The following is a 19,696-nucleotide window of genomic DNA, read 5'->3' as shown; positions in this document are numbered from 1 at the left end:
CATCACGCATTCAATTTTAGGAGGAATTACTTATGTCAGTTATCTTTTCTGGTATTCAGCCAAGTGGAACGATTACACTTGGAAACTATTTAGGAGCAATGAAGCAGTTTACAGAGCTTCAAAATGAACACGACTGTTATTTCTGTATTGTAAACCAACATGCGATTACAGTACCTCAAGATCCCGTACAACTTCGTAAAAACATCCGCAGTCTTGCTGCACTTTATGTGGCATGTGGCATTGACCCTGAAAAAGCTACTTTATTTGTACAATCAGAAGTACCAGCACACGCTCAACTAGGTTGGATCATGCAATCTGTTGCTTACGTTGGAGAATTAGAGCGTATGACGCAATATAAAGATAAAGCTTCTGGTAGAGATTCAGTTCCAGCTGGATTACTTACATATCCACCACTAATGGCTGCTGACATTTTACTTTACAACACTGAAATCGTACCGGTTGGTGATGACCAAAAGCAACATATGGAATTAACACGCGACCTAGCAGAGCGTTTCAACAAACGCTTCCGTGAAGTGTTCACAATTCCTGAAATTCGTATTCCAAAAGTAGGAGCTCGCGTTATGTCACTAACAGAACCTACGAAAAAAATGAGTAAATCTGATCCAAATCCAAAATCAATGATCAGTATGCTTGATGAACCAAAAACAATTGAAAAGAAAATTAAGAGTGCCGTAACTGATTCTGAAGGTATCGTGAAATTTGATAAAGAAAACAAACCTGGAATCTCTAACTTATTAACAATCTACTCTTCATTCTCTAGAAAAACAGTTGAAGAAATTGAAGCAATGTACGAAGGAAAAGGATACGGAGACTTCAAAGGCGACCTGGCTCAAGTAGTCGTAGAAGCAATTCGTCCAATCCAAGACAAATATAACGAACTAATCAACTCACCAGAACTAGACGAAATTCTAGACAAAGGTGCAGAAAAAGCAAACCGCGTTGCATTCAAACAACTACGCAAAGTAGAAAACGCAATGGGACTAAGCAGAAAACGTAGGTAACATAAAAAGCGGAGGCGACTGCTTAGCCCTGACGGCTAAAGTTCTTTCCCACAGAAGGTGCTTTTTACCTTCTCGTGGGGAAGGTTCTTAGACGCGAAGGGCTAGGAGCCGGAGCTAGATTACATATAAAGCGGAAGCGGCTCGTTTAGAATGTGAGGGGGATGGAGCTCCTTCCTACGAGGCGTTTTTTGCCTCGTAGGAAGGCGCGAAGCCACCGAACATTCTTGCCGCTGGAGCTGGATTTCTACAAAATTAAAAAACCGCCAATTGGCGGTTTTTTAATTTACCTTTTGCTCATTTTCCATTTCCCATAACTTTTCAAAAAATGGCTGTCCTTTTACGAGACGCTCGCATAATTGTTCATGTTTCTCAGACCAGCCAGCTTTCGCTTCATCATACAGTCTAGCCCAAATATCCTCGAACTCCATATGTTGAACCGTTCCATATGCTGATGGATCCCACTCTGTGTACCAATAGCGAATCTCTGCTGTATTTTTCGTTGTATGTAATTGATCTAACGCCATAAATAATAATTGTTTTAGCTGTCTTTCTTTACGAGTCAAGCCATTCATAATGAAAGGCGATGGTGATAAAATGTGGTGTTCTTTTTCTGTTTCTTCTACTTGGAACTCATATTTTTCTGCTTGTACGTTTTCTACCATCTCATATACCATCTGCTCTTGGCGTGGTATAAGTCTGCTTTTACGAATAGGTACATTGTAACCAATTGTATCAATCGCAATAATTCCTTTTCCATCTGTAACAACAAAGCAATACTCTTGCTGCAAACGTTCATGATTTTTACGAATATAAGCCTTATGATGTACGTCTTCCAACAATTTTTGCGGAAGCTCTAACAATTCGTCCTCGATGTAATGATATAATGTGGCATCTACTTTTAATAATGGCACTTGATCTAATAGCTCAATCGTATCATCTTTCCGCCATTCGTAAAAATGACAAACGTTATACCCATTCTCTTCACCTTCAAACCAATTTACCCATACATCATGTAGATATAACATTCACTACCCCTCACTTCACTACTGTTTGTATCAATCATTATGTTCAATTTTTCTTAACTTTATTCCACCTAAGGAAATATATTCTAATTATTATTTTTCTTCTATTAATACTAAAAAAAAACAGGAAATAGAGCTCCTGTTTTTTATATATGAAATGTATTTGCTTTATTCAATATTTCTTTTGCATCTATAGATAATAAAGAAAGTGTATCTTCTCCTTCCAATGTTACACAATCTTTGACAATATGAAATCCAAGCGCATAGCCAAGCATCTTTGGATAAGAGTGAAATCCATTTAATAAGATGTCGTGCTCCCTTGTTCCTCGTTTTATACTTATTCTTTCATGTACAACATTTTTCCAATAATAAATAGCCTCTTCTTTTGAAAGATACATCGTCCACGGTGCATTGTTTTTTTCTGAATATCTTTCCGTTACCGCTTGCTCAGCTAATCCTTCCATAATCATCGTATCAAGTAATGTATATTCTGTTTCTTTCGTCTCAATTTGATGTAACCTGCATATGTGATGATATTCATGCGCCAATAACACCTTTAATTCTTCCACCGAATTCCGTCCACATACGAATAAGAAAATAACATGACGCATAGATAATCCAGCCCTACCGTTATACTCTTCTTGTACAGTTCGATTATAGGAATCTGATAATAAAATAAAGACAGGGACATCCGGACCTTTCAACCAATTTTTCAATTTATCATACTCCAAGCTCAACTCTTTCCAAATTTCCTTTTCCTCTAATTCTTTAATTTCCTTTTCCCCATGCATGACCGGACGATACATCCCTTTTGAAATTAAAAAGCGATACAACCTTTCTTTTGGCAACGGAATATACTTCGTAAATTTCTCACAAAGTTTTTCTGGCCGTCCATAATATAAATGTAGCCATTCAGCTGTTTCAATAACCCCCATCTTTATCCCTCCTTTTTTCTTATGTATATGCTACAGGAGAAAAAGACGTAAAAATAAATAAGGAGTTTTTTCGTAATATGCTACGAAAAAACTCCTTATTTCATCTATTATTTATACGATTTAAATACTAATACTGCGTTATGACCACCGAATCCTAGTGAGTTACTTAATACTGCATTTACTTCTTGTTGTCTCGCTTGATTCGGTACGTAATCTAAGTCACATTCTGGATCTGGTGTTTCATAGTTAATTGTTGGAGGGATTACTCCGTCTGTAATTGATTTAATTGAGAAGATCGCTTCAACAGCACCAGCTGCTCCTAATAAGTGACCTGTCATTGATTTCGTTGAGCTAATTGCTACTTTGTACGCGTGCTCACCGAACGTTTCTTTAATTGCCATCGTTTCATACTTTTCATTCGCATCCGTACTTGTACCGTGCGCATTAATGTAATCAATATCTTCTGGTTGTAGACCTGCATCTGCTAAAGCTTGACGCATTGCACGCACGCCGCCTTCACCACCAGGAGCCGGCATTGTAATATGGAATGCATCACCAGTTGCACCGTAACCAGCGATTTCCGCATAAATGTGAGCACCACGAGCTAATGCGTGCTCTAATTCTTCAAGAATTAAAATACCTGAACCTTCACCCATTACGAAACCGCTACGGTTTTTATCAAATGGACGGCAAGCCGTTGCTGGGTCTTCATTAAATGTTAATGCTTTCGCTGAGCTAAATCCTGCGAATGCCATACTTGTTAACGGCGCTTCAGCTCCGCCTGTTATCATTGCATCAGCATCACCACGCTGAATTGCTTTAAATGCATCACCAATTGAGTTTGCACCAGATGCACAAGCCGTTACAGAACAAGTGTTAATTCCTTTCGCTCCTGTTGCGATTGATACTTGACCTGCTGCCATATCTGGAATCATCATCGGCACGAAGAATGGACTCACACGGCGCGGACCTTTCTCAGTAAAAATCTTAAATTGTTCTTCGTATGTCTCCATACCGCCAATACCAGATCCAATCCATACACCAATTCGAGGTCCGTTTTCTTCTGTAATTTCAAGCTTTGCATCTGCAACTGCCATTTTCGCTGCTGCTACTGCATATTGTGTAAAGCGATCCATACGGCGCGCTTCTTTTTTATCAATATATTTCTCGACTTCAAAGTCGTTAATTTCTGCTGCTACTTTTGCTGGAAATAGTTCCGGATCAATTCTTGTAAGTCGTCCGATTCCAGATACACCTTTTTTAATGTTTTCCCACGCTGTTTCAACATCTGTACCGATCGGTGTAACAGCTCCTAGTCCTGTAATTACGACCCTCTTTTTTTCCATACAAAATACACTCCTTTTTTTCTCTCAGTCCTTATTTACCCCAACGAAGAGCAACTGCTCCCCATGTTAATCCGCCGCCAAAACCAACAAGTATAATTAAATCACCATCTTGAATACGTCCATTTTGCAATTCCTCTACCATTGCAATTGGAATTGAAGAAGCTGATGTATTACCAAACTTTTCAATTGTCATACTCATTTTTTCTTGTGGTAAATTTAATCTCTCTCTTGCAGATTCCATAATACGAATGTTCGCTTGATGCGGTACTAAGAAATCCACATCCTCTTTCGTAAGACCAGCTTTATCCAGCACGCGAAGACAAGATTCACCAAGTTGACGAACGGCAAATTTAAACACTTCTCTGCCATTCATCATAACATACTCGTCTTGATAAAGATGCTTACCGCCACTTCCGTCTGCTCCTAATTCGAAAGATAGAACGCCTCTTCCTTCTGAAACAGCTCCCATTACGATAGCACCGGCTCCGTCTCCAAATAGTACCGCTGTATTTCGATCATTCCAGTCTACAATTTTAGATAGTTTATCACTACCAACTACTAATACATTTTTATAAGTTCCCGTTTGAATAAATTGCTGCGCTGTAATCATTCCGTACATAAAACCAGCACATGCTGCACCTAAATCCATTGCAGCTGCATGTTTCGCTCCAATCGCTTCTTGAATGACACAAGCTACTGCTGGAAACGCACGATCTGGTGTTACTGTCGCCACCAAAATAAGATCGATATCTTCTCCGCTAACCCCTGCATCTTCAAGTGCTTTTTTAGCAGCCTCTACGGCCATATACGAAGTATCTATTGTATCATCGGCAATGCGTCTTTCGGCAATTCCCGTTCTCGTACGAATCCATTCATCGGATGTATCCATTATCTTCTCTAAATCGTGATTTGTGACTACTTTTTCCGGCACATATCTTCCGATCCCTAAAATGCCCACGTTCACATCGCAGCCCTCCGTTTTATATCAATTATTATGACTTGGTACTAATTTTAAAACATAAATGTATTTTTGTCTAGAATATATTTCAGCTAAAACATAAAGCTAGGCATTATTCACTTTATTGTTTATTAAAAGAAACAGAAACATACCTTTCCTGTTTCTTTTGAAATATAAAAAGGCTCGAACCGCTTCTCTCGACGGTTCGAGCCTCTTTCTCCTCAAAAAGAAAGGGTTTTATTGTTGATCTGCTTTCCCAAGCTCATATGCTTCGTTCATAACTTTCATCAATAACTCTAATACTGGTTGTGCTTTCTCCATATCAAGCGCAATTCCATTATCATCTAAAATGGCCTTTGCTTCTGGTAAATGCTTCATTGCGATTTGTAAAAACTGCATGCTTTTTTCGTTCATATTATACTCTTCCTCTCCATTAAAACTTTCACATACAATAGTGTAACACGCGTGCTACCCTTCGTATAACTCTTTATATTTTTTCATGTGTGCCAGTTGCTTATTTAAACCGTATTCTAACGGAGTATTTCTTTTTATCGAAATTACCTCGATAGCCTCATCTCTTACTTCGTTATTATCTTTATTTACTTTATCATCCGCGCGTAAAAGGTTCATACCTTTTTTCCATAATGATTTTTTACCACTAAGCAAATTGTATATACCGAGATGCTGCTCGTTCATTCCATTTTCCCATAAGTATTCACATACATCTTCCACGTACAGTAGATCACTTCCGTTTTCCTCACTCGCATAATAGCACTCTTTCTCATCCAGTTCTGATAAAATGAGCTGATGATACATCATAAAAGACGGTTGCCACGGTCCATATAATGTAGGAACTCGAAATACACTATATTGTAAATCCCCTTTTTTCAATCCTTCTTCTACTTTCAAAAATATGCGCTTATTTTCCGATTCATCTGTACTACCTACTTCAATAGAAGAAATTAAATTTAACTTCAATTTTTGTTCTTCACACATTCTTATAATTCGCTTTAAATATTGTAATATGACTCTTTCATTCCGAAACCCACATTGCTGATTTGGCTCATATAAGCAAAAGTAAACAGTATCGAATCTCTCTTCCTCTACTAATCTCCATCCATCTTCATCTCTTATCGAATAATACGTAAATAACGCATTTCGCCCAATTAACAATAACTTCTCTTCATTAATTTTGGTCATACTATTGAATTCATCAAAATCAAGACCATACACTTCTACTTCTTCTGCGATCATTTTATTCACAAGGTGATAACCTACAAACGTAAGTGCACCTATTATCAGCACGCGTTCCATACCACCAACCCTTTCTCCTTGAAACAAATAGCTCCTCATTTATGTATATGGGAGCTTCACAATTCTTCTTCATATTTTTTAAAGAAATCAGTCGTTTGCCTAACCATTTTATATTTCACATCTTGCAGATGGAACAAGACAGAAGTATCGCATTGATTTAATTGCCTCATTTTCTCATATTTACGCAACTGTTGTTTTCTTCCTCTTTTTTCTTGTGTTGATACGAAAACTTTGACAGGTACACAAGATGGAAGAAGCGTAAATGATTTCTTATTTATTTTTAAATCTAACTCTTCCTCTTTGGCATCATACGCCAAACTTAATTCCTTCACTAATCTTTTGTAAAAAAACTTATGCTCTTTCTCAAATTCCACATATTCTGGTAAATCTAAACACGGATTCAACATAATGACAGAACGAATACATTCAGGGTATTTGTTCATCATTTCAAGTGCTACAAGCGCACCCATACCATCTGCCATTATGTGCATTTTCGCATTTAACGTCTCTTTTCTCAAAACAACATCATATAAACGTTTTGCTAGACGAACAGATTGGTCGTTTCCCCAGTGCCTTCCGTATAAATTAGAAGAAAAGACCGTGTAGCCTTCCTCAATAAGGCCATGTAAAAAATAAGATCTTCCCGCATGCTGTGTCCATAAACTTGTACCATTCTCAATAAAGTAGTTGTAATCACCGAGGAGCATAACCGAAAATCCATTTGGCTTCTCCGGTAAATAAATGACACATGGTTCTTTTTCTAAGTAAAAAAAACGTTCCGTAATACTCATTTTTCCCCCGCCTTATTTTCTAAACATATAAAACCACTCTTTTATAATGTATGAACGGAATGCAAATTTGCGTTGAAAAATCTACAAATATTTTTCTATATTCTTTTTTCAATTGTGTTACAATAAGGACAGATTGAACGAATAGAGGTGTAAAATATGCGTTTCATTTGGGCATTAATTTGGTCGTTCTTACTTGTACATATGATGAGCTATGTAATCGGCTCTATGACTGGCGGTACATACGACTTTAACCAAGCGTCTATTTTCTCAGTTGTTCTTGCTGTATTAGTACTAGCGATTTCAGCTGCAATTCCAAACGAGCCAGTAGAACAACACTAAAAAAAGAGTCCGGATTTTATCCGAACTCTTTTTTATTTTTATTTCACATGAACAACTAATTCGTTATTTTCTACATCGACAACTACGTGACTATTGTCAGTAATTGTTCCTGCAATTAATTCTCGCGCTAATTTCGTTTCCACTTGACGTTGTACGTATCGTTTTAATGGACGAGCTCCATACATCGGATCAAAGCCAGCTTCTACAACGAATTCTTTTGCTGCGTCTGTTAATTCTACTGTAATGTGACGGTCAGCTAAACGCCCTTGTAATTCTTTTACAATTTTATCAACAATACCTTTAATTTCATTCGTTGTAAGAGGTTTAAATAAAATAATTTCATCAACACGGTTTAAAAATTCAGGGCGGAAATGTCCTCTTAATTGCCCCATTACAAGGTCTCTTGATTCCTCTTTAATCGAGCCATCTTCTTCTAATCCATCTAGTAAATGAGCAGATCCAATATTTGAAGTCATAATAATAACTGTGTTTTTAAAGTCCACTGTACGTCCTTGCGAATCTGTAATGCGTCCATCATCTAACATTTGTAATAAAATGTTGAATACTTCTGGATGTGCTTTTTCAATTTCATCTAATAAAATAACGGAATATGGTTTACGTCTTACCGCTTCTGTTAATTGACCGCCTTCTTCATATCCTACATATCCAGGAGGTGCACCAATTAAGCGTGACACTGCGTGTTTCTCCATATACTCAGACATATCAATACGAATCATTTGCTCTTCACTATCGAATAAAGACTGCGCTAACGTTTTTGCAAGTTCTGTTTTACCAACACCCGTAGGGCCTAAGAAAATAAAGGAACCAATCGGGCGGTTCGGATCTTTAATACCAGCGCGAGCACGAAGAACCGCGTCTGATACTAAGCTTACTGCTTCCTCTTGTCCGATGACACGCTCTGATAAGATTTGCTCTAAGCGTAGTAATTTCTCGCGTTCACCTTCAACGAGTTTAGCAACAGGAATACCAGTCCAGCGTGAAACAATATCTGCAATTTCTTCTTCACTTACTTCCTCACGTAATAAACGATTTTCTTGTTTATTATGCGCGCCCATTTCTTCCGCTTCTTTTAACTCTTTTTCAATTGCTGGAATTTTCCCGTGACGAAGTTCGGCCGCTTTATTTAAATCGTAATTACCTTCTGCTTCTTCTAATTCACGGCGCAGACGTTCTAAATGTTCACGTAAGTCACGAACTTTGTGAATGTCTTCTTTTTCTTTCTCCCATTTCGCTCTCATACCACTTGCAACTTCTTTTAAATCTGATAGTTCACGTTGCAACGTTTTAAGACGTTCTTGGCTACCACGATCTGTTTCTTTTCCAAGAGCTGCTTCCTCAATTTCTAACTGCATAATACGACGCGTTACTTCATCTAATTCTGTTGGCATAGAATCAATTTCTGTACGAATTGTTGCGCACGCCTCATCAACAAGGTCAATTGCTTTATCTGGTAAGAATCGATCTGAAATATATCGATCTGATAAAACTGACGCTGCAACAATCGCACGGTCATGAATATTTACACCGTGATAAATTTCAAAACGCTCTTTTAATCCACGTAATATGGAAATCGTATCTTCAACAGTTGGTTCTTCTGCTAATACTTGTTGGAAACGTCTTTCTAGCGCTGGATCTTTCTCAATATATTTACGATATTCATCTAATGTCGTCGCCCCGATACAATGCAGTTCACCACGCGCAAGCATTGGTTTTAGCATATTCCCTGCATCCATCGCACCTTCTGTTTTACCGGCGCCAACGATTGTATGAAGTTCATCAATAAATAATAAAATACGCCCTTCACTCTTTTTAATTTCATTTAATACAGCTTGCAGACGCTCTTCGAACTCACCACGGAATTTCGCACCAGCTACGAGCGCACTCATATCTAACGCGAAGATCGTTCTATCTTTTAGCCCTTCAGGTACATCTTTTTTCACAATACGCTGCGCTAACCCTTCAACGATTGCTGTTTTACCAACACCTGGCTCACCAATTAAAACAGGGTTGTTTTTCGTTTTACGTGAAAGAATGCGAATGACACGTCGAATTTCACTATCCCGGCCAATAACAGGATCAATTTTCCCTGCTCTCACTTCTGCCACTAAATCACGGCCATATTTTTCTAACGCTTCATAAGTTGCTTCTGGATTTTGACTAGTCACTCTTTGATTCCCCCGAACTGTCATTAAAGACTGTAATAAGTTATCTTTCGTAATATGAAATCTTGTAAATAATTGATTGATATCGCCTTTTTCTTCAGAAAAAGCAAGCAATACATGTTCCACTGAAATGTAGTCATCTTGCAATTTCTCTGCTTCTTTTCCTGCTCTTACAAATAGTTGTTGCAGAGCACCTGTTATATATAATTTGCCTACTTCTGCACCGCTTCCCGTTACAGAAGGCTTTTTCTTAATTAAACTTTCGGCGCCTTGCTTTAACGCTTCTATATCGACATTCATTTTTTGAAAAATACGCACTGCTAACCCATCTTGCTCTTCTAATAATGTAAACAAGAGATGAACAGTATCTACTTCTTGATGATGATGAGATACCGCTAAAGATTGGGCACTCATAATCGCCTCTTGTGTTTTTGTTGTCATTTGATTTAAGTCCATCTTTACAGCCCTCCAAACGTTTGACTTTCTTTGACCTTTGATTTAATTATACGCCAACTGACTTTTTTATACAATAAATTCGCCTATGCATTTTCAAACTTATTATTGGAAAAAGAAAAAAGGAGCATTCATTATGCTATTTAAAAAAGTACGATAAATGAAACTACATTATGTAACAACAAAAAAGCCGCAATAAAGATTGCGGCTTCTGTTACGGTTTTCTTTTATATGTCCACTGGCGGTTATGATTCGTGTTATCTGGAAACTTTTCACCGGCAGTTAATTGTACCATTTGCGGATTTTTTACCATACTTCCCGTTTCACCAATTTCTACGTAAATGCCATCATTTGGCGCTTTTTGTCCAGAACGAAACCTGCGATTTTGTCCCATCTTCATTCTCCTTCCATGACGTCTTGCCTCATTAGTATATCCATTTTAAAAGAAAGGTTTTCTGTCATGTTTAGGAAACAAGTACTACATCTCATTCTTGTACATATACATGAATGACACAAGCTTAGGAAGGAATTCCTTTCCTATCTGTAGAAAAAAAGAAACCAACCTACTCTAGGCTAGTTTCAAAGGAGAGTCAAACATATACGAGAAGATTACATGTTCATTATATGCCTCATCATACGAGCAATGTAACCCTTTTCACATTTTGTACATAATGAAAGAAACATTATTTGAACTTTCTAAAAAGATGTTGACTTTTCTTAATTTCCAACGAGAAATAGTAGACACCGTAGTACTTCGCGACGTAAGATGGATATATAGTGAAATCTCCATCTATGGTGGTCTCACCCAGTCTAACCTCTTATTTCTGCATATTAAAAACGGAAATACAGATAGAAACAAAAAAATTATTATAAGAGGTGAAATTATGAACAAACAACATTTAATCGCATTAGACTTAGACGGCACTTTATTAACAGACAACAAAATAATTTCCACTCGAACGAAACATACAATTGCAAAAGCAAAGGAACAAGGACACGTTGTCGTTATTTCAACAGGACGTCCATTCCGCGCTAGTTATGATTACTATAAAGAACTAGGTCTGAATACACCTATCGTAAACTTTAACGGTGCGTACGTGCACCATCCTCTTGATTCAAACTGGGGTATACATCACTCTCCTCTTGAGCTAGCAACAGCGCAAGAAATTGTACGAGCTTGTTTTGATTTCGGCGTAAAAAATATATACGCTGAAGTTATGGATGATGTGTATGTTCGTGAAATTGATGAAGATAAAAAACACATTTTCGAATTCGGTTCTCCTAAGATTTTTACAGGAGACTTATTAAATATTTTAAATGACCATCCAACTTGCTTATTAATTGACGCACATGACGAGCATTCTACTGCAATTCGTCAACATTTAACTGATATGCATGCGGAAGTAATCGACCATAGAAAATGGGGTGCACCTTGGCCGATTATTGAAATTGTAAAAAGCGGATTAAATAAAGCGGTCGGATTACAAAAAATTTCCAGTCATTACAACATTCCACAAGAGCGAATTATCGCTTTCGGTGACGAAGATAATGATTTTGAAATGATTGAATTTGCTGGTCACGGCATCGCAATGGGAAATGCCATCCCTGAATTAAAATCACTCGCAAACCATACTACGTTAACGAACGAAGAAGATGGTATTGCTTTATATTTAGAAGAGGTTCTTGGGTTGTAATCTAAAAATTCCCTACTTATAGTTTCCTGCCAAATGCCCATACTATAAATAGACGCATAAGACATCGCGTCGATTGTTTTCAGCTAAATAAAGGGGGTTTTTCGAATGGGTAAAAAGAACAAATCAAAACGTTTTATCCAACAAGGAGCCGATGCTGTTATGAAGCATGATGCAAGATTCCCGTACAGAGGTACATTAGCTGAGGCAGAAAAGGCAAGAAGTAACTCTTCTTTTGGAGGGGTTTAAATGGGGAACTTACTATTCCAACAAGCTAGAGATGCTGTTGAAAATGCCGTATCTTGTTCAAGCGGTACTGAGCAACAAGATCTCGTATATAGAGCAAAAAATGCTTTGCAATCCGCTTACGCAAACTCTTCAACTGCTGAAAAAGTTCAGCTCCGTGAAATGCAAGAGCAATTGCAAAACATTACGAATGTACATTAAAAAAGAGGACCAACTTTGGTCCTCTTTAATCTTTCCGAAACAATCCGAACACCCCAACTGTTTGCAGTATATTTGTAAATGCACCTGGGTCCACTTGTTTAATAATCCTCTCCAATTCGTATAACTCGTAACGGGTAATAACCATCATTAACATTTCTTTATTTTCATTCGTATAAGCACCTGTTGCTGGTATCGTTGTAATTCCTCTTACTAATCGCGAGTGAATCGCCTTTCTTACGTCCGCCCCATTCTTCGTAACAATTAATGCTGTAATCTTTACATGACGAGTATGAATTGCATCAATAATTCTCGTTGATACATATAAAGTCACTAACGTATATAACGCTTTTTCCCATCCATATACATAGCCAGCAGCGATAATGATAATTGCATTAAAAAAGAAAAAGTATGTACCGACAGGCTTATCTTTTATTTTTGATAAAATCATGGCGATAATATCTAATCCACCTGTAGAAGCACCCCACTTTAAAGCAATCCCTACTCCAATTGCCGAAATAATCCCGCCAAAAATCGCATTTAATATGATATCATTCGAAACCGCTCTAACAGGGATGATTTCTAGAAACAAAGTCATAAATATAACACAAAGAAAACTAAAAAAGGTGAAGGCCTTTCCAACCTTTTTCCACGCTAAAATAACGACAGGAATATTAAATAAGCTAAACAATACTCCCGTAGATATGTGAATCGATAAAAAATCACCTAATATTTGTGATAATAATTGAGACAATCCAGCAAAGCCGCTCGCATACACTTTCGCTGGCGTTAAAAATAAATTCATCCCAATCGCGTTTAATAAACCTGCGATGATTACAACGATTAACTTCTTTATAAGTTCAGTATAATTCAACTTCAAATCCATTTGGAGTCCACCTTTACCCTTCATAAATGCACCGCTATACATAGTCTTTACGAAAAAGGAAATGATAAACGTACAACGTTTAGAAATGGAGTTGATACATATGCCACATACGAGTGATAACGACAAAAAAGCACGCGATAATAATGCAAAACGCACACAAAAAAATGAGCAAGAGCAAAAAAATATTCAGCAAGGTAAACGTGCATACTCTAAAAAGACCGATCACCTTTGATTCCATCGTACATCAACAATTATGTTGATGTACTTTTTTACATTTTAAAGGAAAAAAACATTAAAAATTCACTTCATGTTCACTTCTATATTCTACAATAGCGATAACATATTCGGATGAGGTGTTGGCATGAGAGGGAAACATATTTTCATTATTACTGCACTAATAAGTATATTGATGCTATCTGCTTGCGGACAAAAAAACGGCTCAGCTACAGTCGCCACAGCAACAGACTCGACCATTACAAAGGATAACTTCGAAAAACAATTGAAAGATCGTTACGGAAAAGACATGCTATACGAAATGATGGCACAAGACGTCATCACAAAAAAATATAAAGTATCTGATGAAGAGGTAAATAAAGAAGTAGAAAAAGTAAAAAAACAATATGGAGATCAATTCAAAAAAGTATTAGAAAATAATGGTTTAAAAGATGAAGAGGATTTTAAAAATCAAATTAAGTTCAAACTTGCTATGAATGAAGCAATTAAGAAAAGCATTACAGAGAAAGACGTAAAAGACCACTATAAGCCAGAAATTAAAGCGAGTCACATTTTAGTAAGTGACGAAAATGAAGCGAAAGAAATAAAGAGTAAACTAGATGCTGGTGCTTCATTTGAAGAATTAGCAAAACAAGAATCACAAGATCTACTATCAAAAGATAAAGGCGGAGACCTTGGATACTTCAATTCAGGTACAATGGCTCCTGAATTCGAAACGGCTGCCTACAAACTAAATGTTGGACAAATTAGCAACCCCGTAAAATCATCAAACGGTTATCACGTTATTAAATTAACTGATAAAAAAGATTTAAAACCTTACGATGAGGTAAAAAACTCTATTCGCAAAAACTTAGAGGAAGAACGTACTGCTGATCCTGTATTCAGCAAAAAATTGTTACAAGAGGAATTAAAAAAGGCAAATATTAAAATAAATGATAGTGATTTGAAAGATACATTTACTCTTGTTTCTCCGCAAGGAAATTAAAAAAGCACAACCTTATTTTTTTAGATAAGGTTGTGCTTTTTAATCTTTTATCTTATTTCTTAAAGTAAGTCCAACCTTCTTCTTGGTAAACCTTTTCTTCTTTCATCAACTTACCAAGTGCACGCTTAAATGCAGCTTTACTCATGTTAAAGCGTTCTTTAATATCTTCTGGATGGCTCTTATCCCAAAACGGCATTGCTCCGCCTCGTTCTTCCATATATGCATAAATTACTGCAGCATCATCTTCCATTCCTTCTTCTTTACGAGGAAGAAGTGAAATGTTAATTGTACCGTCATCTTTTACGTCAATAATACGGCCCGTTACACGCTCACCGATGCGGACTTGTTCTTTTCTTTCTGTATGGTGTAGGAAAGCACGGAAATGCTCATCCGTTAGTATGAATGAACCAACTTGAAGTGAACGATATACACGTCCGTTTACGTTTTTATTACGCATAGATGGCGTTGCATCTACGATAATTTCTTGCATATCACTGTCTCTCGCTGGAAGAGCAATTAAACGATCACGATTCGTTAATTTTAACGTACAATATAATTCGTCGCCTACTTCTGGCCATACTGGCATATAAATCGGGAACTCATCAGCTGGAATTAATATATCTTTTGATACACCAATATCAACAAACACACCTAAACTAGGAATGACTTCTACAACCTTTACCCAGTTCCAATCATAAGTTGTAATAATTGGCTCCTTCATTGTTGCTGAAATACGATTTTGGTGATCAAGGTATAAGAATACATCAATCGTATCGCCTTCTGCAATTTCTCCAGCTACTTCGTTTTTATGTAGGAAGATTTCTTCTTCTTCATTCCCAACCATATATCCGATTTCCGTTTCGCGTAAAACAGTTACCTGTTCAATCGATCCTATTTGCAAATACATATTTTTAATTCCCTTCTATATATATAAAATTATCTTTTTTATCATTCCAAACAAAAGTTAATTATAACATGATTTTCCCTGTATTTGTCCAACTGCCCAAAATTCACTATAATAAAATGTGGTTCCATGAATATAAGTACGAAAACACTTAAGTCTAGACTCGTTTTCAGCTATACTTTAGTATGTACAGTACATAACAAGATTAGAAATTTATTTGGAGGTGCTAACTATGGCAAAAGATAGTTCTTTTGACATCGTTTCGAAAGTAGAATTACCTGAAGTAACAAACGCAATTAATATCGCATTAAAGGAAATCCAAAACCGATATGACTTTAAAGGAAGTAAAAGTGATATTAAATTAGAAAAAGAAGTACTAGTTTTAACTTCTGATGACGAGTTCAAATTAGACCAAGTAAAAGATGTTTTAATTTCTAAACTTGTAAAACGTAACGTTCCAATTAAGAACTTAGATTACGGAAAAGTTGAAGCTGCAACTGGCAACACTGTTCGTCAACGCGCAACACTTCAACAAGGTATCGATAAAGATAACGCTAAAAAAATTAACAACATCATTAAAGAAATGAAATTAAAAGTAAAAACACAGGTACAAGATGATCAAGTACGTGTTACGGCGAAAAGCCGCGATGACTTACAAGCAGTAATTGCAGCTGTTCGTAGCGCTGATTTACCAATCGACGTACAGTTCATTAACTACCGCTAAAAAGAAAACTCCTCTTAATTAGAGGAGTTTTCTTTTTAGTTTTGTAGAGACAATATTACAAGAACAAACCATAGAAAAAAGGCATCTGCGATGAAAATTGCTAAGTGAACAGAGTCTAACCATACGAATACTTCACAAGTGAATGCATGATTAAACTAGGCCTTATTGTAGAATTTGTTTCATACATGCATTTAGCAGACCTTATTGAAAATAAGAAAAAGACAACTTAAGACGTTTTCCCTTCGATTTGAATTACTTTTCTTAGTAATTACATCCTAGGCCAAAGTCATCTTAAAAATCGCTGTAACTCATAATTCCTCTCCCCGCCAAAACGTAACAATTTATGAGTATAAGAATATTTCCCAACCTTTAATGTAATGTAAAATTAATAAGGATCTTAAAAAATGTTAATTAAAAAAGAGTTAGAAGTGGTTTTTTGAAGAAATTAATATTATGGTTTTTATTGGCCACATTCTCCCTAAATACTGTAGGATGTTCTAATAATACGAATACACTAACGGATAAGTCTAACTGTATCAACAAAGCTTGGTACAAAAAAACTATGTCATGTAATCATTTAAAAAACATTAAATAGTTAATGATAAAAGTCATAAGAAAAGACACATCAAAGCGCCTTCCTCCGACTTGAACCATCTTAATTTTAATCATATTTGGATGGAGTTAAAAAGAAGCATAAATTGTTAATAAAGATGCAGACTTCAAAATAAAAAAGTACGTTAAGGAAACTCTTATATTAAACACTAATATTCTAGAAGCAAGTTTATAAGTGTAAAACCTACAGGGATTTCCCCTGTAGGTTTTATTATATTTCAAGTGATTTCCAAATGAATTATGAGTGGCTTTTTTCAGTTTGGTTTTCAAAATATTTTTCTTTAACCATTTTTATCAGATTTTCTTTTTCTGTTAGTTCAAATATAAATAATGCTTTTTTCATGTTATTTGCAATATCTTCTTCATTCTGTTGTTTAAATCTTAATAAATTCCATCCTTTTAAATAGTACAGTTCACCTAATAAGTATAAAGTATTTAGATTAATAGCTAATTTGATGCCCTTATCAATGTATTTTACCGCTTCTTCATATTGATAGGTCATACCTAAACATTTCGCTAAATTAAAAATGATTTTTAATTTAATCGCTTTATCTCTCGGAAAATCTAACTTATTAAAATTAGTTAAACATCTTCCTAATATAGTAATACTTTTATCATATTCTTTATTTTCCGCATAAAATATAGACATTGTCTGCATAATATCTATTTCTCTTTCTGATAAAAAATCAACATTGGTTAAAGTTAGTTTTAATGCATTATTTAAAAGTTTTAAAGCAGTTTTTATGGATCTGTTCACCTCAAATACAGCAATTGCTTCATGCCATAGGAGAAATTGTTTATCTTCTTTTGCCTGGAAATTTTTTTCATCTTTCTCTTTTTTCACTATTTCATAAAGTTCTTTATATTGTTTTTGCTTTAAGCAATCTTTTATTACACATTTTACATTTTCTACATATTTAAATTTCTTGTTTTGAGTTAATGCAAATATATTATTCGGGTCAATACCAAGTCTTTCTGATAATTGATATAACAATATACTAGATGGATAAATCATACCTTTTTCTATTTTGCTAATTTGACTTTGCGAACATATTCCATGACATAATTCGGATTGTGATATATTTTTTTTAATTCTAAGCTCTTTAATGGTAATACCCAAATCGTAAAATTCCATTTTCCCACCTACTATTTAGCACTATATTAGTATAAGAGTATTCTCTAACTTTTAATGTAATGTAAAATTAATATAGTTGCAATTATCGTTCGTTTCAAAGATCTTTCTCTATCCGTATTGACACAAAAACAGGCTAGGAAGAAGACTTTCTCCCTAACCTAGAACCCCCTCTCATTAGAGAAGTTTTCATTTTCGTATCGTTTCTCTTAAGAAATTTCATATCAACAGAATAAACACTATTGCCCCACCGAACAAACTTACAAATACAATAAGAAGACATGAACATAGAACGAGCACCTTCTCATCTACGTTTCCTTTTAACTGCAATTAAAAACGCAATAAATAATACATTCACACCAATGATTAAGGAGATAAATAACCAATTCACACCTGTTTCTCCGTTAACTTTATACACGTTTGATTCTTCACGCTTTAAAACGAGATAAAATCCCCCATTTTCCTCTCTTATAATTTCATCCTCTAACAATCCTCTTAACTCTTGTTTTTCACCAATCGCACTTGCAGGTAAGGAGACTTTTTGTGTTTCTTTCGTATTATTAATTGCTACTAAAGTTACTTCATTTTTATATTTTCGTTTTAGTATGCTCATCCCGCTCTTATCATACAATAGCTCAAACGTACCGCGTCGTAAAGACGGTCTCGCCTGTCTAAGTTCACCTAGTTTTGTTATGTGCTGCATAAATTTTTCGTCTGACTTAAAATCCATTAATCGTCTATTATCGGGTACACTTCCTCCATCTAATGCAATTTCAGTTCCGTAATAAAAATTCGGAATTCCAGGTGATGTTAACAAATATGTAAGCGCCAGTTTTAAACGTGATGGCGGATAATACATATTTTCTTTTGCAATACGCGCATATCTTTTTGTTTCTTGATTATCTAAGAACGTAACAAATTCTCCTTCTTTTTTACTCACATCGTATAACGATTTCACCGATACATCTGCTTTAGAAAACGATTCTACTATTTTTTCGTTGTATTCGCTATCCTCCTTTGTCATAATACGAAAATCTTTCTTTATCACTTGCATATCTTTTTGCGCGTTATCCCAAAAGGAACGCGGCTTTTTTTCACTATGTATAACATAGCTTCCGTCTAAATCAACTTCTTTTATCCACCATTTCATTGCATCAATTACCTGTTGTTCGTTTTCTCCAAGCGGAAATTGAAATACAACTTTCATTCCTTTTGCCTGAGCTTCTTTTACAAGTTCTTTCACATCATTTTCTGTCCCGAAATGTTCATTTACCTTTTTAAAATTTCGCACGTCTAATCCATCGTACTTTCCACTTTCAAAAAGTGGCGAAAGCATAACGGTAGTAAAACCCATTTCTTTTATGTAATCCAACCTTTTTATAATTCCTCTTATATCCCCGCCTTGATACCCTTCTAAATTACCAACTTCTAATTGTTTGTCATTTTTCGGTTCTCCATTATTGAAGCGATCAATCATAATGGAGTATATAACTTCATCTCGCCACTCTCTTTTTTCGTCTGCAAAAGTATGTATTGGTACAAACAAAACAAAAGCTAAGCAAAAACAAATGAATAGTTTCCTAGTCCGTATTTTTCCCACACGCATCCCCCAAGTTTTTTAATTGTAAGAATATTATACCAATTATCCGAACGAAACGCATATGTCGATTTTAATCCTCACAAAATAATTCATGTTAGATTTCCTGACATCATGTATGTAA

21 protein-coding genes are annotated in these 19,696 nt (G+C 35.7%); 8 read left to right on the top strand and 13 right to left on the bottom strand.

Annotation, left to right across the window (positions count from 1 at the left end; genetic code table 11):
* Positions 1-32: 32 nt before the first annotated feature.
* Positions 33-1,022, top strand: coding sequence for a tryptophan--tRNA ligase (gene trpS, locus MHI26_RS06200; RefSeq protein ID WP_000110995.1), 990 nt, complete (start codon positions 33-35; stop codon positions 1,020-1,022).
* A 278-nt stretch (positions 1,023-1,300) separates the two neighbouring features.
* Here trpS and MHI26_RS06195 read toward each other — a convergent pair whose 3' ends face one another.
* From MHI26_RS06195 to MHI26_RS06165, 7 genes are all read right to left on the bottom strand, one after another.
* Positions 1,301-2,047, bottom strand: coding sequence for a YjbA family protein (locus tag MHI26_RS06195; RefSeq protein ID WP_000966118.1), 747 nt, complete (start codon positions 2,045-2,047; stop codon positions 1,301-1,303).
* Between the two features lie 143 nt (positions 2,048-2,190).
* Complete coding sequence (locus tag MHI26_RS06190; RefSeq protein WP_000538198.1) at positions 2,191-2,979, bottom strand: DUF2268 domain-containing protein; 789 nt, start codon at positions 2,977-2,979, stop codon at positions 2,191-2,193.
* A gap of 107 nt (positions 2,980-3,086) precedes the next feature.
* Positions 3,087-4,325: a beta-ketoacyl-ACP synthase II gene (fabF, locus tag MHI26_RS06185; protein WP_000412645.1), complete on the bottom strand. Its 1,239-nt coding sequence runs from the start codon at positions 4,323-4,325 to the stop codon at positions 3,087-3,089.
* 31 nt (positions 4,326-4,356) lie between these two features.
* A complete protein-coding gene (gene fabH, locus MHI26_RS06180; protein ID WP_001100531.1) occupies positions 4,357-5,289 on the bottom strand; it encodes a beta-ketoacyl-ACP synthase III in 933 nt (310 codons plus the stop codon).
* Between the two features lie 231 nt (positions 5,290-5,520).
* Complete coding sequence (locus tag MHI26_RS06175) at positions 5,521-5,697, bottom strand: ComZ family protein (RefSeq protein ID WP_001003335.1); 177 nt, start codon at positions 5,695-5,697, stop codon at positions 5,521-5,523.
* Positions 5,698-5,751: 54 nt separating this feature from the next.
* Positions 5,752-6,624, bottom strand: a complete 873-nt coding sequence (locus MHI26_RS06170; protein ID WP_061666480.1) for an NAD-dependent epimerase/dehydratase family protein — start codon at positions 6,622-6,624, stop codon at positions 5,752-5,754.
* A gap of 29 nt (positions 6,625-6,653) precedes the next feature.
* Positions 6,654-7,388, bottom strand: coding sequence for a hypothetical protein (locus tag MHI26_RS06165; protein WP_000028706.1), 735 nt, complete (start codon positions 7,386-7,388; stop codon positions 6,654-6,656).
* Between the two features lie 156 nt (positions 7,389-7,544).
* Between MHI26_RS06165 and MHI26_RS06160 the strand changes: the two genes are divergently transcribed.
* The gene (locus tag MHI26_RS06160; protein WP_001211116.1) at positions 7,545-7,727 is read left to right on the top strand and encodes a YjzD family protein; all 183 of its coding nucleotides are present in this window, start codon (positions 7,545-7,547) and stop codon (positions 7,725-7,727) included.
* 38 nt (positions 7,728-7,765) lie between these two features.
* Here MHI26_RS06160 and clpB read toward each other — a convergent pair whose 3' ends face one another.
* Together clpB and MHI26_RS06150 are read right to left on the bottom strand one after the other, a co-directional pair.
* Entirely contained in the window at positions 7,766-10,366 is a 2,601-nt protein-coding gene (clpB, locus tag MHI26_RS06155; protein ID WP_000365378.1) for an ATP-dependent chaperone ClpB, read from the bottom strand.
* 211 nt (positions 10,367-10,577) lie between these two features.
* Positions 10,578-10,757: a YjzC family protein gene (locus MHI26_RS06150; protein ID WP_000531422.1), complete on the bottom strand. Its 180-nt coding sequence runs from the start codon at positions 10,755-10,757 to the stop codon at positions 10,578-10,580.
* Between the two features lie 490 nt (positions 10,758-11,247).
* Between MHI26_RS06150 and MHI26_RS06145 the strand changes: the two genes are divergently transcribed.
* From MHI26_RS06145 to MHI26_RS06135, 3 genes are all read left to right on the top strand, one after another.
* Positions 11,248-12,057: a Cof-type HAD-IIB family hydrolase gene (locus MHI26_RS06145; RefSeq protein WP_001041241.1), complete on the top strand. Its 810-nt coding sequence runs from the start codon at positions 11,248-11,250 to the stop codon at positions 12,055-12,057.
* 105 nt (positions 12,058-12,162) lie between these two features.
* Positions 12,163-12,303 (top strand): hypothetical protein, encoded by a 141-nt coding sequence (locus MHI26_RS06140; RefSeq protein WP_000516816.1) that lies wholly within the window; start codon positions 12,163-12,165, stop codon positions 12,301-12,303.
* Positions 12,304-12,501 (top strand): DUF3813 domain-containing protein, encoded by a 198-nt coding sequence (locus MHI26_RS06135; protein ID WP_000527408.1) that lies wholly within the window; start codon positions 12,304-12,306, stop codon positions 12,499-12,501.
* A gap of 25 nt (positions 12,502-12,526) precedes the next feature.
* Here the strand turns inward: MHI26_RS06135 and MHI26_RS06130 are convergent, their stop codons facing one another.
* Positions 12,527-13,384: a YitT family protein gene (locus MHI26_RS06130; RefSeq protein WP_000364431.1), complete on the bottom strand. Its 858-nt coding sequence runs from the start codon at positions 13,382-13,384 to the stop codon at positions 12,527-12,529.
* 100 nt (positions 13,385-13,484) lie between these two features.
* On the opposite strand from MHI26_RS06130, the gene MHI26_RS06125 reads away from it, so the two are divergent.
* Positions 13,485-13,616 carry a DUF3941 domain-containing protein gene (locus tag MHI26_RS06125; RefSeq protein ID WP_001120851.1) on the top strand — a complete coding sequence of 44 codons (132 nt, stop codon included), beginning with the start codon at positions 13,485-13,487 and terminating at the stop codon, positions 13,614-13,616.
* Between the two features lie 129 nt (positions 13,617-13,745).
* Positions 13,746-14,603 (top strand): peptidylprolyl isomerase PrsA, encoded by an 858-nt coding sequence (gene prsA / locus MHI26_RS06120; protein ID WP_001214216.1) that lies wholly within the window; start codon positions 13,746-13,748, stop codon positions 14,601-14,603.
* Positions 14,604-14,655: 52 nt separating this feature from the next.
* Here the strand turns inward: prsA and MHI26_RS06115 are convergent, their stop codons facing one another.
* Positions 14,656-15,510 (bottom strand): CvfB family protein, encoded by an 855-nt coding sequence (locus MHI26_RS06115; protein WP_000281256.1) that lies wholly within the window; start codon positions 15,508-15,510, stop codon positions 14,656-14,658.
* A gap of 229 nt (positions 15,511-15,739) precedes the next feature.
* On the opposite strand from MHI26_RS06115, the gene MHI26_RS06110 reads away from it, so the two are divergent.
* Positions 15,740-16,231: a YajQ family cyclic di-GMP-binding protein gene (locus tag MHI26_RS06110; protein WP_001040146.1), complete on the top strand. Its 492-nt coding sequence runs from the start codon at positions 15,740-15,742 to the stop codon at positions 16,229-16,231.
* An 850-nt stretch (positions 16,232-17,081) separates the two neighbouring features.
* Here the strand turns inward: MHI26_RS06110 and MHI26_RS06105 are convergent.
* Both MHI26_RS06105 and MHI26_RS06100 read right to left on the bottom strand, forming a co-directional pair.
* Positions 17,082-17,978, bottom strand: a complete 897-nt coding sequence (locus tag MHI26_RS06105; RefSeq protein ID WP_061666478.1) for a helix-turn-helix domain-containing protein — start codon at positions 17,976-17,978, stop codon at positions 17,082-17,084.
* A gap of 301 nt (positions 17,979-18,279) precedes the next feature.
* Entirely contained in the window at positions 18,280-19,581 is a 1,302-nt protein-coding gene (locus MHI26_RS06100) for an alpha-amylase family glycosyl hydrolase (RefSeq protein ID WP_061666476.1), read from the bottom strand.
* Between the last annotated feature and the right edge of the window lie 115 nt (positions 19,582-19,696).

The sequence above is a fragment of the Bacillus sp. FSL K6-1218 genome (assembly GCF_038006445.1).
GTDB lineage: Bacteria > Bacillota > Bacilli > Bacillales > Bacillaceae_G > Bacillus_A > Bacillus_A thuringiensis_S.
The sequence above is the reverse complement of the archived record's forward strand: the minus strand, read 5'-3'. Positions and strand labels throughout refer to the sequence as shown.